The organism is Nitrospirota bacterium, from assembly GCA_016207885.1.
In the GTDB taxonomy this organism is placed as follows: domain Bacteria; phylum Nitrospirota; class Thermodesulfovibrionia; order UBA6902; family UBA6902; genus JACQZG01.
Map to the genome: position 1 here is coordinate 56456 of JACQZE010000030.1, position 15700 is coordinate 72155.

Consider the following 15700-nt stretch of genomic DNA (forward strand, 5'->3'; position numbering starts at 1 on the left):
TTATGAAAAGGGAAAAGTTTTTCAAACTATTCTTTATGAAGACTTTTATTTTACCAATCTTTGCATTGGCATTATTATTAGGCTCTGCCCAGCTGGCATTTTCAGCGCCGCCGGTTGTAAAGACCGTGCCATGGGTTTCCAGTAACTCGCTCATCCCGCATTCTACCTGGAGCGGGAGGCAGATCACCCTGAAGGGAACATCAGATGTGGAAGGTGGGAACATACAGTACACATGGGATTTCGGGGACGGCTCTGCTGTAGCGACAGGGACTGTAAGCAATAAATATGTTGTTGAGGCGGCTCACACATACACAGGTAATCCGGGCGATATCTTTACCGCAAGGCTGACAGTACAGAACACAACTACATTCGAATCAGCCAGCAAGGTCTATTTCGTACAGATACTTGAAAATATCCTTGATACGCAGGTCAATGTGGCTATAGATGAGGGACTGTGGCGGCTTCACAAGACAATGACCCGTACAACACTTGATTCACAGGATGCTGGCCACTGGGAATCAGGTTGCAGTTATAACTGTACAAGTTATGCGGTAATAAACCCTGCCAATGTGACCGCATTCTTTGTCAATGGGCATCTGGAGACGAGTCCTGACAGCAACCCTTACAAAGAGACGGTACAGCGCGCCATGCGCTGGGTATTTAACAGATTAACTACTGTTGCCATTGGTAATCATACATATCCTGCGCCTATCGGCACTGTCAACCCTGACAGCAACGGAAACGGGTTAGGTGTATTGGTCAATGATTATGATACTGGATATCAGGGCGGCATGTTCATGGATGCCATCGTTGCCAGCGGCACACCGCTTGCGTTTACCACTACAGGGCCTGCCAACATTACAGGCAGAACATATAGCGGGATTTTGCAGGACATGGTGGATGCCTATGCATGGGGCCAGAGTTATTCAGGTTATTACTATGGCGGTTGGACCTATAATCTATCCGGTAACAGTTCTACCAGTGATAATTCGACAAACCAGTGGGCAGCAATAGGCTTGATTGCTGCAAAGGAGTTCCCTCTTGTTACAGTTCCGCAGTGGGTCATAGATGCAAATATAAATTCCGTCAATGTTACACAGAGTGTAAACGGATATTTTGGATACACCAATCAAAGCGAGGGTAATGCATGGGGATATCAGGCTCTTACACCCTCAGGCATGGTTCAGATGGCAATGGATGGTATCGGGCGCGGTGACGCCAGATGGGACAGGTCTGAGAACTATGAGAGAAACAATTTCTGTAATAACCCGGCTAATGGGGCTTATAGTTCACTACGTGCTTACTATTACGGCTTGTTCTCTTTTACCAAGTCGATGCTTCTGCATGACCCTAATGGTGACGGCATTCCTACTTCTATAGATACCTTAGCCAACCAGCCGGGCGGTGCGAATCCTATCGACTGGTATTCGGCAGAGGTTTCCAATGACGATCCGTGCGACGGTGTTGCCAAGACCCTGGTAAACGGCCAGAATGCCGCAGGTTATTGGTCTGGGCATAACTATACCAGTACACAATACCCGTTTGAAACAGCATGGGCGATAATCATGCTTAACCGTACTGTATTCTCATCCGGCGTTCCTGTAGCTGTTGCCAAGTCTACACCTAACCCCGGTGTTGCGATGGGCACGATCACCCTGGACGGTTCCGACTCATTCCATCAGGATCCTGAAAAAATGATAGTTCAATGGGACTGGGATATTGACAATGACGGCCAGTATGATGACGCGACAGGGATCACTGCAACGCATATCTTCCCTGCGCTTGGTGACTATCAAGTCGGGCTTAAGGTAACAGATAATAACGCAGATACTGATACTACAGTCATAACCGTTATGATCAAAGAACCGCCGCTTGGCCCTACTGCCGAGGCAGGAGGCCCATATCAGCTCTGTCCGCATTTAACGCCCTGGATACTGGACGGAACTGCTTCAATAAACCCTGATGAGGGATTGCATCAGAGTTCCTGTTCTGATTGCCCCGGAGACACTATCGGGGAGTATGCCTGGGACTTAGACAACGACGGCGAGTTTGATGACGCTACTGGAGTACGGCCGGATGTGACGGCCTTCTTTACCGATCTTGGTTCTGGTGAGCACCTTATCCAGCTCAGGGTGACAGATACAAACCACCTCTCTTTCCCCCTCAGTTGTGATGGCATCAATGACGGCGTTGGCGGCCCTGGTTGTGATCTTAGTGATACAGACACGGCCCAGGTGCTTCCATGTACTCTCTGGATCGTCACGGAAACCCTGCCTTCCGCGCCTGTGGGCACTGATTATTCGGTCATTGTTCGCGCTGCCGGAGGAACAGTTCCATACCTGTGGAGCATAACCAATAAAACAGCCTCTCCTGCGCTTATAGAGGACTTTGCCGATAATCCTGAGGATCTTCAGAATATGCTGGATAATCTTTCTATCGGCACTAACCCTGACAACACAGGGGAACTGACATGGGAAGACCTTCCTCAGATAAAAGAGAATCCTGACCCTGACGACCCGATCTATTATATCGATTTCACTATCAGGGTGACAGACGGCGGCACCCGTGTGGCAACAGCGGTATTCAGATATACAGACCCTGATGCTACGACCAGCGCTCCTGATTCAAGCGGCGGCGGGAGTGGCGGCGGCTGCTTCATAGCCACCGCTGCATATGGCAGTTACCTGCATCCTGATGTCTATGTACTGAAGAGGTTCAGGGATAAATATCTGCTTACAAATAAATTAGGCGATATGTTCGTGAAGACTTATTACAGATTCTCACCGCCAATGGCTGACTATATAGCAAAGCATGAGTCTCTCAGGTCTGCGGCGCGTATAGCTCTTACGCCTGTTGTGTATGGAGTGAAGTATCCTGCGGCATCATTCCTTGTGTTTGGATTTATTGCTGTGGCAGCAGGTTATGGCGTAAGGAAGAGAAGAAGAAAGTAAAACACACAGTTACTCAAAAGACCCCTTTGCCAAAAGCAAAGGGGTCTTTTTTTTGGTTCATGCTGAGCTATATAAGCTAAACACACAACTATTGCGTTAGGCGTCATTCCGGCTTGTCCGGAATCTGTTTTTTGAATTCCCCCTTAGAAAAGCCAACAGTAGGCGCTTTAAGCGGGGGAGATAGGGGGATGTTGAAATAAAACACACCCCTAACCCCTCTTATTAGAGGGGAAGATTCCGGTGATGGTCAAAGTCGCATTCAAGCTGCATGTATGTGCAGCGATGGCAGACAAAATCATTTGGGAAGGCAAGGCTGTATTTTTTTCTTAACCCGGATTGAGAGATATTTAATTTCATAAAATAATCAAGAACTGAATCAAGGGGAAATTTCTTTACAGAGACAGATGTGAAGGGCCATTGAATTGAATAGAGCGGAAGTATACCGTGCTTAAGAAGCCATTCTGTGCCTGATACGCATGATTTGAGAGCATCTTCAATATCCTGAAAAGCATTCTCCATGTTAAGCTCTATCCCAGCGACAAAGGCTGACATAACATTTCCCTGACCGAATATTTCGACTGCTTCAAGCAGCCCTCTTATCCACCCCTCGCGGCCGATGAAATGAGCCTTGCCGGGGCAGGCTTTTTCCCAGAGGCCTTCATCCCAGACCTCAAGATTAAAGCAGGCGCCGGTCACACCGGCGTCTCTCAGGCGCAGCATGGCGTCACGCTTGAGTGCGGATGACCCGCAGCATACAGGGATATTTGATCTGTTGACCTTTTTAAGCGCCTCTGCCAACTGGAGGTAGCGTTTTCCCTCTTCATCAATGTCAGTCATGCTGCCGCCGACAAGGTAAAAATGTTTTATCTCAGGTGACGCTTCTACGCAAACTTCCATAAGCCTGTTAAGGTGTTCGCTGCTGATATCGCCTGTTCCTGATCTCTGGCCGAGTATCTTTGTGCGTTTATCTGGCACACCGTAGTGGCAGAATTTACAACGGTAGCTTTCCCCTGTCCTTGTATCTATATGCTGAAAGTATTCACACCCCGGCGTGGGGTTCAAAATAAGCATATCTCCGTGCTGCGCAACTCCTGCCTGTGTCATAGGAGTTCCGTCGAGTGTACTTTTCTGATGCCATAGAGGTTTCTTCTGGAAATCAACCCTGGCTACCTTTTCATCCCATTCCATCAGCATATAGCCTGCTCCATCCTTCACAATTCTGTAAGGGCTTTTGCCATTGCCGAGGATCCTCACAAGGCCGCCGTCTTCAAGAACTATCAAATATGGGATATTGATGCTTGCTTCGCCTGTTGGGTTTTCTTCGCCTTCCTGAAAACGGTAGGGCTGCCAATTCGGGATCGTCCATTCGCCGGCTTCACCCAGTTCAGGAGTGTATCTAAGGCCATTAAAAAGGAGGTCGGTCTTGATCAGGACCGGAAGCGGAACCTCAGGATATTTTGTTTGGAGATATTTTATCCTTGACTCTTTCACTTTTGTCCCATATTTTTGAAATAGGCGGTAGGTGCAACAGGTATGACCTCAATGTTGACATACTTCTCAAAAGGCGCTATCAGAGAATCAATCTTATCTTTAGAATCAGACTCAAGGATCGCAAAGTTTTTCTTCCAGTCCAGAGACGAGTAATCTCCGACAAGCCGGACATTAGAAGGTATGTTGTCATAAAAAGTGTTCATCATACCTCCAAGAATTTTATACTCATCTTCAGTCAGCCCGCTTTTCGTCTCATTGATCAGGATAAACAGCATATCAGAACTCCTTTTAATTTAAATAACTCCCCCTCGCCCCCTCTTAAATTAAGAGGGGGTTGGGGGGAGTTATTATCATTTATTAAGTGACTTAACTTTTAATATGACTTTTGTTCCAACAGGCGGAGCTGTCTTTTTATTGACCACCATCATTCCGTATGGCACAAGCCCTGACTCTGTGGCGGCATCAATGATGGCGGCAGGATCATGCACAAATCCGATAAGTATGCCGTCCATCTGCGCCATGTATTGTCCGTCCGGAAGAATGGTCGAGCCTGTATAGACCCAGCGCATTGAAGAGAGCGCAGCCTTCTTCCCTGCGTCATAGATCAACTCCTCGGCGCGAAGGCTTTTATTCTTTCCGCCATCTTCCCACTCAACCCATATCTCGACCTGATCTCCTTCAGGGGAATCAGGGTCAAAATGAAACTTCGCAGCCTTGCCCTTTTTCTGATCGAGGCCTATGAGTATCAATGCCAGATTGAACTCATAGGCATTTGAGTCCATCTCAAGTATGGTTTCGTATAATTTGTGCCCGCCTTTGACAGCCGCGAGATATTCAATGGTTCCTTCGTTCATATGCCAGATGCCGGGGACGGTAATCTCTTTCAGGTCAGTATCAACAGTGACGCTGCCTATCCGGTATTTCCCATTGCCAAGGGATTCGGCGCTGGGTATCTGCACTTTTTCATTAATTGAAGGGCCGTGAGGTATTTTGTTTACCTGAGCCTCCTTTTCAGCTGATGCGTCAGCCCAAAATATAAATACTGAAAAAGCCGGAACCAGTGTCAATGATAATATTCTTTTCATGGTTTAACTCCTTGTATGACAGTATGCGGCATCGGAGGGGGCAGGGGAACGCTGCTGATATCCCTGAATCCCGCCTCTGTGAGCCACTGGATGATTTCTGAAATGGAATGTACCGTGCCGAACTCGCTTGTGAGCATCATATTCACTCCGAAGAGCATGACGAACGGCGGGCCGTCCTTTTCTTTATTGCAAAAAACATCATTCACTGCAAAGAGGCCTCCGGGTTCAAGCGACTGAAATGCCTTGGCTATGAGCATACGGCAGGTGTCAGGATTTTCTCTGTGGAAGATCCCTGAATTAAGTACGCAGTCATTGCCTTCAGGGTAGGGGGTCTTTGTGTAGTCTCCCTCAATTGCATGAACTCTGCCTTCCATTTTATATTCTTTGATAATATCCCTGGCAATCGCAACAACGCCGGGAAGGTCCATGACTGTTGAAGTCAGGCCCGGGTTCTTCTGCGCAAGGAGGATGGAATAGGTGGCAGGCCCGCCGCCTATATCAAGAAGCCTTTTCCGTCCGGCAAAGTCTATCTTTGCCGCCAAAGACCTGCCGACCCCGAGTGCGCGGTTGTGCATTCCCAAAACAAAATGCCTTGTCTTTTCAGCGTCCTCCCCAAGTATGGTCTCAGGCCTTAAAGCGGGTTTTCCCGACCTGAGCGTATCTTCCAGTTTACCCCAGACAGGATAGAGATCATCGCTGTATTTAAATGCTTCTCCGAGGTATGCAGGGCTTCCCTGGATCAGGAAGGTTTCCGCAACCGCTGAATTTTTATACTTCTCATTCTGCTTTTCAAGAAGCCCGAGTGAAACACACGCGTTCAGGAATAACCCGGTATGATGGGCTGCCGTGCCGAGTTCACCGGCTATCTCTGAAACGGTTTTTTCATTCTTGCCGATCCTGGAAAAAAGATTCAGCCTGTTTGCGGTGAGAAAGACGGATGAATCCCAGTACGCAGTTGCAAGTTTAAATAGAACTGAAGGGTTTATATCCATATTCATTAAAAAGCTCCTTGCGGGATTTGATACTGATTTTTATTGCTCAGGCCGCTGTTTATTATTTACTATTTAGGATAATGATTCAAGAGCTTTCTCTGTATCGCAATATCAGCAAGAAAGATTATGACAGCGAGTATAAATAAGTAGGGCCAGGCCGGTATCAATCGTTCTGCCTTCTTCTCCGAGTAATTTAATAACAAATCTTTATCAGTCAGTACCCTGCCCCCGGTATGAGAGGCGATATCCTCAATCAATTTATCATTTCTGCCAAGCGTGAGGAACTCCTCTTTATCGCTTATTATGAAGTTTCCTCTTGACAGGTCAATGATATTCCCGTGACTTTCTTCAGCTATGACCGCAAGATATTTGCCGGGAGCAAGATTGCCGAGCGCTCCGGTGTATGATCCGTCAGAGGAGCGGAGCAGTTTAGTGTCAATAGTCTTTCCGTCAGGAGATAATATTTTAGCGCTAATCATCATCGTCGTATCTTCGTTATTTCCTGAATCCTCATGCTGAATTTCCACCCGGCTGCCTTTTACATGAAATGCCGGAAGGGTTTCTCCATCAGCGCCTGGCCGCAAACTTCTCTTAACCATCTGCACAAACAGCCTGCCGAATCCTTCCCATTGAAGCCAGTCTCTTGACCACCGCAAACCATCATCTCCTGTGAATATAACAGATCTGCCAATTCCATAATTCCACAACCCAACAACAGGGTCTCCCAGGTGTGATATAACCGGAATAACGGATGTTTTCTTTGGCGAAGTCACCATGTATCCGTGCATAACCGGCATATTAAGAGGCATGCCGTTTAATATCGCATCAGGTTCTTTTAAGCGAGGTGAAAAAGGATCTTCAACCACAAGAGGCCTGGAGGCGGTCATGGCATCTATCTGAAATATCTTTGAAAGCTCATGAAGGTCATCTTCCACCTGAAAGAACCTTCCACCGCCCATAAACGCTATCTCTTTCATAAGGGTGATATTGCTCTCTTTTCCGACAGCTACGGCTGAAATTGTAATGTCTCTCTTTCGCATCTCTTCTATCAGTTGTGAGAAGTCTCTTTCTCGCGTTCTTCCGTCAGAAAGAAGTATGACATGCTTATGAGACGCTCCGGATGTTTTCAACCAGTCATAAGCCTGTGTCATGGCAGGGAAAAGGTCAGTGCTCCCTCTCGGCATGACAGACTGGATCTTTTTAATTATCTCATCCCTGTTCTTTATGGATCCGGGGCTTGATATCACATGAGATTCGCTGTCAAAAGCGATGATGCCGACCTTGTCTTCTTCACCGGACATATCAATGATAGACTGCGCGGCATCAGCGGCAAGCCTGATCTTTGATTCATCACCGCCTTCTGACATGCTGCCTGATTTATCCATGACAAAAACAAGGCCAAGGGATGATGGATGCTCGCCGGGAGAAGGTATTAAACTTACAGGCAAAGCGGATTCAATAGGTGTGTTGGCAAATCCCTTTGAGCCTATGCCCGTATCTCCTCCGATCAAAACAAGGCCTGTGCCCATGTCATGAACCGCATTTGATAAAGCCTTCATCTGCTCTAATGAAAGCAACAGGGAAGGGATATTGTCGAGAATAACTGCGTCGTATGAAATGTATTCTTTTGGATCCGCAGGCATAAGGCCGGCATGCATATAGACGGCATCTAAATTGTTTTTCGTCAGTACATTGCCGAGATATTTCCTTGACGTATTATCAGAAGACGGATCAGTGACGATCAATATCTCCGGCCTGCTTGCTGTGTAAACAAAGGCCTCAGCGCTGTTGTTCGCAAAGGTCGAGTCATTCTTTGCAGTCAGCCTTACTGAGATTTCATGAAAACCGCCTTTATCAAGAACGAGAGGAAATTTATGCCGGCGGTTTCCGGCAAGGATGCTGAGATCCTCTTTAAGGATTTTGTCCTCTCCGTCCACAGCGATTTTGAGACTGCCGTCTGTTTCAATATTACTGCTGACAGATACTTCAAGTGAAAAAGGGTTTCCAACTCTCACTTCAGCCGGAGCGTAAAGAGCTTCGACAAGCGCTTCGTCATGGTTGATCCCTCCTGCTGGCAGAACGTCTACAGTAATTCCCATTGCTTTTAATTCATCAAAGATATTATAAGCATTGCCGGTATTCTCATTGCCGTCTGTGATAAGCACCAGCCTCTTGCGAAAGCCTTCAGGGAATAATTTTGAAGCAGTCAGCAAAGCGTTCTCTAAATCAGTAAATCCTGATCCTGTTTCACGCGATTCACTCCAAAGGGATAATTTTGAGAGATGTTCCCCCTGTGTAATGCCTGAAGGCGGGACTACAAGCCGGGCCTTTTCCCCGAACTGAAGGACTCCGATGCGGTCATCATCTCTCTTCTCTTTTATCTTTAAAGCGATGTAATCCTTTATCGCAGCTTTTTCGTTTTTATTAATGCTTTGGGAAACATCTACAACAAAGAGCACGCATTGATCATTTGTTCTCATCAATAACATCGGTTCTGAAAGACCTATGAGGATCAGGCATATGACAAGTGATCTCAGTATAGGCTTGCGCTGCATATTTCTCATTCGCAACAGCCATACTGCAACAACTGCTAAAGCAGCTATGATGAGATAGATTGGAGAATTAAACTTTAAAAATTCCATATTCAAATTTTGTCATTCCGGCTTGGTCGATTCGGCCTTGTCCGGAATCTTTTCCCATAAGGATTCCCGACGCGCTTCGCTCGCTTAAGGCGCCTACTTCAGGTGCGAGAATGACGCAACGGGCAATTTGTAAATAATTCAACTAAGCCTCTCTCTTATCCTCTTTTCCATAAAGAGCAGTAAGATTGCCAGTATCCCGAATATCTTCCACATTGCTGAGTAGGATATAAATGCTGTCTTGTTAATCTCTTGTGTTCTTCCGTGAGGCGGTGTATATTCAGCAGGATTTATGTCTGATTCTGCAGGGGGAATATTCACTGCAAACTTTATTTCCCCGCCTTCATGTAACACACTGTAGATACCCGCATTGGATGTATCGCTGAATATAATGCCGCCGTTTTCAATCTCAATATTCCTCTCACTCCCATCGGGATACTTAACAATTGTTTTGCTCCTGTTGCCGGATTTTTCAGTAAGCCTGGTGGAGAAGGCCTCCCCGCCGTTGATATTATATTTTTCCCTATTATCCTTATCAGGCTGAAGCCGGTTCATAAGGTTAGTGAAAAACACAGGGAAATTTACGCTCTTCGGGAAATTGGAATCCTTAATATCAAAGCTGAGTATCGCCCTGTCTTTGCCCTGCCGGTTTGAAATGATGATTAACGGGGAACCGGAAGACCCCAAAAGAGCCAGGCCCTCGAATGACCTGACCTTTTTTGCCTTTTGGATCTTAATATCTGAAAAATCTGTGTAATTCATTACGGGGTGTTCTTTTAATGAATAGATATTTTCCGGCATATAAAAACCATCTCCCCATGAGATCCCGTAAATATCTTTCGCGGGATTGATATAGGCTGACGCCCTGCTCATCTCAACGGTTGGGACATAATTATCATAGATGCCTATGTCATAATATTTTTTCTCAATTGCCTGAATATCTTTTTCATGCTCTTCAGGGCTCAGGGCTATAACATTGTAGTTTGTTAAACTGCCGAGTAACTTATCAAGAAAGAAGTTCTCTTCCGTTACCAGAAGCACTGAGGTATATGCGGGCGCGGATAAAACAGCATATCTGTAGTTGTCGGATGACAATGCATCCTTATGGTTGAGTCTTGCTGTAATGTTTCCTGTAACCGCAGGCACTCGGCTAAAGCTCATTGTTTTCTCTCTGCCGGCAGGCAGTTCGATCCGCTGCGCGTCAATGATCTTGCCCTCAGACAGCAGGTCAACAGTCGATATGGCATCAGCTTTGCCAAAGTTTTTAACGGTGACGCCGACTGACATATATTCATCATTGTCTCCCTGATATATCTCAAGCGCCTGAATTCCGGCATTCTCTCCGCTTGTTCCAAAGGGAATAAAGGAGATGTCAGGTGTCTCATCAATAAGTGATGACAGGCCTTCAAAAGCACCGTCGCTGAACAGATAAATATGGTCGCTTTCTCTAAGGTATGGCTTTATTGTGAGAAGGGCATCCTTTATGTCTGTTGTTGTGTCTCCGGCTTCGATCTCTTTAATAGCCTTGATTATATCTTCTCTGTTTCTGCTGTATGGGAGGATATGGCTTACAGGTTTTCCGGCTGATATGATCATTACTTCAGCTTCTTTAAAATTTTCAAGCAGCGATAATGCCTTCTTCTTTGCAAGGCCTATACGGCTTTCTCCATTCTCCAGAGCCTTCATGCTTGCTGTTGCGTCAATGATAAATATTGATCTTTGTACTGTGCCGGATGATCCTCCAAGCCCTGATTGCAGCAATGCCGCAAGCAGAAAGAGCAGTATGGCAGTATGAATATAAAAGAGTTTCTCTTTGAAGAATTTATTTAAAAAGGGATGATCTACTGATGTATGCCTTAAGCCTTGCCAAAGAAAAAGCGCTGAGACCTTTTCAGGCTTTCTCCTTACCCTCATCGAGTAAATAATAATAAGAGCGGCTGCTGATATAAGGCTGAAGATCAATGTAAAGAAAATGTTCATCAGTAAGTATGGGTAAAAAATAATCTGCTCAAAACAATAATTACAGCTGGCGCTGAAAGTACTCTGTAAGCAATTTATCAAACGGCCTGTCTGTCAGAGCCTGCTGATACAGAACCCCCTTTGCCTCACAGAAATCTTTAAGCTTGAGATTATAACCCGTTAATTTATTTCGGTAAATTTCAAGAGCATTCTTGTCCGCGTCTATATCGCTGTAAAGGCCGTCCTCTATATTCTCCAGTCTTATCTTTCCATCAATGACGGGATTTATCTCCTCTTTGCAAAGCACCTGAATGACATGAACCTCGAACTTTCTGAAGAGCAGATAATTCAGTCCTCTTTCATATCCCTTCTCATCTAAAAAGTCAGAGAGGATTATCACAAGCCCGGGAGTCTTTACCTTTGCGGCAAAGTTCTCGAGTGAGCTATTCAGGTCAGTAGCATTGGCCGTCCCGAATGATGAGAGAAAATCAAGATACGGGAAGACCTGGTTCTTGCCTCTTCGCGCGGGGATGAGGCCCTCAATATCCGCGGAAAAATATCCGGCTCCGACATGCTCTAACATGGAGAGCCCCACATAACCGAGAGATGCGGACAATTTAAGCGCGTATTGAAACTTGGAAGGAGTACCGATATCCATTGATAGGCTCCGGTCGATCAGGATATTTATGTTTATATCTTCATCTTCCTGAAATAGCTTGGTGTAGAGTTTTCCGGAGCGGGCGTAAAGGCTCCAGTCGATATAGCGTATGTCATCACCGTTATTATATTCCCTGTGGTCGGCATACTCGATGCCTGCGCCGTAGCTTCCGCTTCTGCGGCTTCCGCCTTTCTTCCCGGAATATATTCTTTTGGAGAGAAAGACAAGGTGCTCAAGCCGGTTTAAAAAATCTTTATCAAAAAAGAGCTGGCGCATAAATTTTTAATTATGAATGAGGACAGTGGAAACGGCTTTGTTTCAATCCATCGCCTTGAGTATGGTAGAGATGATCCCGTCGGTTTCCATGTTATTGGCCTCTCCCTCAAAGTTCAAAAGAATCCTGTGCCTAAGAGCTGCGAGCGCGGCCTTGCGGATATCATCATAACTGAGGTTGAACCTGCCGTCTCTCAATGCCAGCACTTTTCCGCCTGAGATCAATGCCTGGACACCTCTGGGGCTTGCGCCGTAGCGGATATATTTCTTTGCCTCAGCGACGGCATACGGAGAGTCAGGCTGAGTGGCAAGAACTACCTTTATGGCAAACTGCTTAACTTCCTGAGAAACAAGGATATTTTCTGCCGCTTCCCGTATCTTCAGCAGTTCCTCTCTGCCGCATATCTTCTGAATGACAAAGTCATTGACAGATGTCGAGATGTCAGCTATCTTTTCAAGGTCTTTGAAAGACGGGTATGATATTTTTATCTTAAAGAAGAACCTGTCTAACTGCGCTTCAGGGAGCGGGAATGTCCCTTCCATCTCGATAGGGTTTTGTGTCGCAAGAATAAAGAAGGGCTCATCTAATTTATACTGCTTTCCGCTGATCGTTACATGCCGCTCCTGCATCGCTTCGAGAAGAGCGGACTGTGTCTTCGGGGTCGCCCGGTTGATCTCATCTGCCAAAACAATATTCGCGAATACAGGCCCTTTCTGAAAGGTGAATTCCGGATGCCCGCCCTCATCCCTGTGCAGTATGCTTGTGCCGGTTATATCAGCGGGCATAAGGTCAGGAGTGAATTGTATCCTTGAGAAAGAGAGGTCAAGCGCCTCAGCAAGGCTTTTTACCAGCAGGGTCTTTCCGAGGCCGGGGACACCTTCGATAAGCACATGCCCGCCTGCTATCAGCGCGACAACCACTTCATTGACAACATTTTCCTGTCCGACAAATACATTGCCTATCGCAGAGATGATATCGTTTATCTTCTTTTGCGATTCCCCGCAGGTCTTTTCAATTTCTGAATCAGATTTCATGCGTAACCTCTATAATTATTATTACCCGCCTGAGACAGCGTCAAAATAATCTTTAACTGTTTTATGGTATTTCTTTGGCAAAGACCCTAACGGTATCACGCTGTCCGGGTATTTCAGTATAATGTTCTCAGCAGGAAATTCCAAGTCTTTTGCAGGATATGTCGCATCATTTGATCCAGACGTTCTCCCCTCACGCGATGAGCCTTTTTTTGAGACTGAAATATCACCGGGCGATACCGTACCTTCTGTTTCTCCGGCTACACTTGAAGCAGCTTCGCTTGTTGAGAGACTTTTTGTGTAACTTCCCTTGTCGGATGTCTCTCTTAAGGGTTTCTTAATCGCTTCAATATCAGCCTCAGCGATATGCTGCTTTGCCGATTCTATGGATTTCAGGATGTCATTGATAGTCTCTTCAATGCCATCTGCAATTATTTCTTCTGCAATAACCTGCTCTTTATCAGCGGCGCTCAAGTCTTCGGCGCCGCCCATCTCTTTCAGGTAGAGCCCTTTGATCGATTCGGACGCGTCTGTCAGCATCAGCAGGGCATCATGCCTGTCTATGTTTTCAGCCTGAAGGCTTTCACCGAGGCTCTCAAGTTTTTTAATGATCTCTTTATCCAATGCCTCTCCTGCCAATGATCTTGTTTCAACTGTATCGGCAAGTTTTTTTAATTGCGCGCCTTCTTTCTGCACGGCTGATTTAACGTCCGGTGAGAGATCATATATTTTTGACGATTCCTCTTTTGTGAAATCATAAAAGCTGTAAAAAATAAGCATCCCGCATAAGAGAGCGGAAAGCGGTATCGTGCGGTTCAGTTTCAAGGGGAAGAGCGGCTGCGGTTTAATCCCTTTCAGTTCCTTCAGTGTATCATGGAAGAGCAGGGCGGCATACGAGTCTTTCTTATCCAGAAAATCAACGGATGTTGTCAGCCTCTCTTTCAAATTTAAACTGCCATCAATTTTCAGAGCGAGTTCTTTCATCTTTACAGGTTTAAACAGGGAGATGAGAAACAATATGACAGGGCATATCACAAAAACCTGAAGAGGAATAAGAAGCGTGTTGAAGATCATTTTATGAATTATCGCTATTAACGCAAGTACGATAGCAAGAGCGAGCCCGATATTAAAAAAATCGCATATGATCTGCAGGCGGCGGGCGCGGCTGAAGCTTTTCAATGCTCTTAAAAGCAGCCCGCGCGTTTCAATGTCATTATGATCTGTCTTCATCAGTAAACCTTTGTTAAAAGCTGAAAGCGAGAAAGTTTGTAACTATTGAAGAAGGATAATAGAGATATCCTGCAAGATACGCTGTTGTGATCATGAAAATAAAAGAATAGGCCGCGGCAAGAGAATGCTCAGGCCTTTTAATAAGTAATGCGGAAAAAAGGCCTGTGACCCCGCAGCATAATACAAATGCTGTTAACAGACTCAGAAGGAGCGCCAGTTCCTCCATCGTAATCCCTCCTGTGCTTAATGATAACAGAAAAAGGGGGATTGCAATGAGTATAAGAAGCATCCAGATGATAATGGATGCTGTGATCTTGCAGAAGATGATCTTCATTAATCCATAAGGCGCTATCTGAAGAAGTTCGAGCATATCCCCATCCCTTTCCCTTGTCATAAGACGTACGGCAAAAGCGGGGAATGCAAATGCTGTCAACAAAAGCTGAGCCGCGAAAAGCCTGCCTGTCAGTATCTTGCCCGCGCTCTTGAGTGAATTATCATACATCACAGCTCCCTGCAAGGCCGGCATAATGGCTCCGTAGAAGATGAGGAGGAGAAGTATCGCATAAAATATCAGGAAGTAATACGGAGCGCGTCCGCGGAAAAAATACTTCCATTCTCTAATCAGAACAGGATTCATCTTCCCCCTTCCTTAACTCGTTAATTCTTCTCTCTATTGATTCACGGCTCTCTACTCCTGACTGAAATATCCATATGAGCCTTCCTTCATGGAGCACTCCGATCCGGTGCGCAATGTTATTCAGGAACGATATAGAATCTGAAGCCGCTACTACCGCCTTCCCACTGCCGCTCCGGCCTTTAATAACAGAGAGCAGGCTTTCAAGTCCGGTAGTGTCCATTCCGCATTCAGGATCATCCAGCAGAAGCAGTGAAGGGTTGTGCATGACCGACCGCGCTAATGAGACCTTCTGTTTTTCTTCTGCCGAAAGTTCAGAGAGCAGCTTGTCTTTAGTATGGGTTAAATCCAGTTCATTTAACAGGCTGTCAAGATAGTGAAGATATTCGCCATTCTTTTTCCAGTACATTGAAAGAAAAAAATCGAGATGTTCATTGACGGTTGATCCGCTGTCAGAAACGGCTGAGTCCGGCATGTACCCTATCATGGGGCGTACGCGGTTTCTCTCCTTTACAATATCAAATCCGGAAACTTTAACTTTTCCTGCTGAGGGATTTATAATGGTCGCTAATATCTTAAGAAAGGCTGTCTTGCCTGAGCCTTTTAATCCGGTAATCCCGAATACCTCGCCTTCCCGGACAGTGAGGTCAATCCCGTCAAGAATGGTTTTGTTATCTGTTGTCAGGTTTAACTGTGAAATAGATATCATAATTATTTTCGTCATTCCGGCTTGTCCGGAATCTTTTTTGAATCTGT

Annotated in this window: 12 protein-coding genes; 1 reads left to right on the forward strand and 11 read right to left on the reverse strand. The window is 45.8% G+C overall.

Annotation, left to right across the window (positions count from 1 at the left end; translation table 11 throughout):
• Positions 1–2: 2 nt before the first annotated feature.
• Positions 3–2951 carry a hypothetical protein gene (locus tag HY807_12030; protein MBI4827127.1) on the forward strand — a complete coding sequence of 983 codons (2949 nt, stop codon included), beginning with the start codon at positions 3–5 and terminating at the stop codon, positions 2949–2951.
• Between the two features lie 222 nt (positions 2952–3173).
• Here HY807_12030 and HY807_12035 read toward each other — a convergent pair whose 3' ends face one another.
• The 11 genes from HY807_12035 to HY807_12085 form a co-directional block, all read right to left on the reverse strand.
• Positions 3174–4442, reverse strand: a complete 1269-nt coding sequence (locus tag HY807_12035) for a hypothetical protein (protein ID MBI4827128.1) — start codon at positions 4440–4442, stop codon at positions 3174–3176.
• The gene (locus HY807_12040; protein ID MBI4827129.1) at positions 4439–4717 is read right to left on the reverse strand and encodes a DUF3303 family protein; all 279 of its coding nucleotides are present in this window, start codon (positions 4715–4717) and stop codon (positions 4439–4441) included. The genes HY807_12035 and HY807_12040 overlap by 4 nt, the downstream gene beginning before the upstream one ends.
• Positions 4718–4792: 75 nt before the next feature.
• The gene (locus HY807_12045; GenBank protein ID MBI4827130.1) at positions 4793–5527 is read right to left on the reverse strand and encodes a hypothetical protein; all 735 of its coding nucleotides are present in this window, start codon (positions 5525–5527) and stop codon (positions 4793–4795) included.
• Positions 5524–6525 carry a methyltransferase domain-containing protein gene (locus HY807_12050; GenBank protein MBI4827131.1) on the reverse strand — a complete coding sequence of 334 codons (1002 nt, stop codon included), beginning with the start codon at positions 6523–6525 and terminating at the stop codon, positions 5524–5526. Before HY807_12050 ends, HY807_12045 begins: the two co-directional genes overlap by 4 nt.
• A 62-nt stretch (positions 6526–6587) precedes the next feature.
• Positions 6588–9083, reverse strand: coding sequence for a VWA domain-containing protein (locus tag HY807_12055; GenBank protein ID MBI4827132.1), 2496 nt, complete (start codon positions 9081–9083; stop codon positions 6588–6590).
• A 216-nt stretch (positions 9084–9299) separates the two neighbouring features.
• Positions 9300–11138 (reverse strand): VWA domain-containing protein, encoded by a 1839-nt coding sequence (locus HY807_12060; protein ID MBI4827133.1) that lies wholly within the window; start codon positions 11136–11138, stop codon positions 9300–9302.
• A gap of 40 nt (positions 11139–11178) precedes the next feature.
• Entirely contained in the window at positions 11179–12051 is an 873-nt protein-coding gene (locus tag HY807_12065; GenBank protein MBI4827134.1) for a DUF58 domain-containing protein, read from the reverse strand.
• Positions 12052–12093: 42 nt separating this feature from the next.
• Positions 12094–13083 carry an AAA family ATPase gene (locus HY807_12070; GenBank protein ID MBI4827135.1) on the reverse strand — a complete coding sequence of 330 codons (990 nt, stop codon included), beginning with the start codon at positions 13081–13083 and terminating at the stop codon, positions 12094–12096.
• 21 nt (positions 13084–13104) lie between these two features.
• Positions 13105–14310, reverse strand: coding sequence for a hypothetical protein (locus HY807_12075; protein ID MBI4827136.1), 1206 nt, complete (start codon positions 14308–14310; stop codon positions 13105–13107).
• Between the two features lie 13 nt (positions 14311–14323).
• Positions 14324–14947: an ABC transporter permease gene (locus tag HY807_12080; GenBank protein MBI4827137.1), complete on the reverse strand. Its 624-nt coding sequence runs from the start codon at positions 14945–14947 to the stop codon at positions 14324–14326.
• Positions 14928–15668, reverse strand: coding sequence for an ABC transporter ATP-binding protein (locus HY807_12085; GenBank protein MBI4827138.1), 741 nt, complete (start codon positions 15666–15668; stop codon positions 14928–14930). Before HY807_12085 ends, HY807_12080 begins: the two co-directional genes overlap by 20 nt.
• Positions 15669–15700 lie beyond the last annotated feature (32 nt).

Bases quoted from the DNA above. Each gene is read 5' to 3' on its own strand.
- HY807_12030 (MBI4827127.1), top strand. From the start codon at position 3: ATGAAAAGGGAAAAGTTTTTCAAACTATTCTTTATGAAGACTTTTATT.
- HY807_12040 (MBI4827129.1), bottom strand. From the start codon at position 4,717: ATGCTGTTTATCCTGATCAATGAGACGAAAAGCGGGCTGACTGAAGAT.
- HY807_12045 (MBI4827130.1), bottom strand. From the start codon at position 5,527: ATGAAAAGAATATTATCATTGACACTGGTTCCGGCTTTTTCAGTATTT.
- HY807_12050 (MBI4827131.1), bottom strand. From the start codon at position 6,525: ATGAATATGGATATAAACCCTTCAGTTCTATTTAAACTTGCAACTGCG.
- HY807_12055 (MBI4827132.1), bottom strand. From the start codon at position 9,083: ATGAGAAATATGCAGCGCAAGCCTATACTGAGATCACTTGTCATATGC.
- HY807_12060 (MBI4827133.1), bottom strand. From the start codon at position 11,138: ATGAACATTTTCTTTACATTGATCTTCAGCCTTATATCAGCAGCCGCT.
- HY807_12065 (MBI4827134.1), bottom strand. From the start codon at position 12,051: ATGCGCCAGCTCTTTTTTGATAAAGATTTTTTAAACCGGCTTGAGCAC.
- HY807_12070 (MBI4827135.1), bottom strand. From the start codon at position 13,083: ATGAAATCTGATTCAGAAATTGAAAAGACCTGCGGGGAATCGCAAAAG.
- HY807_12075 (MBI4827136.1), bottom strand. From the start codon at position 14,310: ATGAAGACAGATCATAATGACATTGAAACGCGCGGGCTGCTTTTAAGA.
- HY807_12080 (MBI4827137.1), bottom strand. From the start codon at position 14,947: ATGAATCCTGTTCTGATTAGAGAATGGAAGTATTTTTTCCGCGGACGC.
- HY807_12085 (MBI4827138.1), bottom strand. From the start codon at position 15,668: ATGACGAAAATAATTATGATATCTATTTCACAGTTAAACCTGACAACA.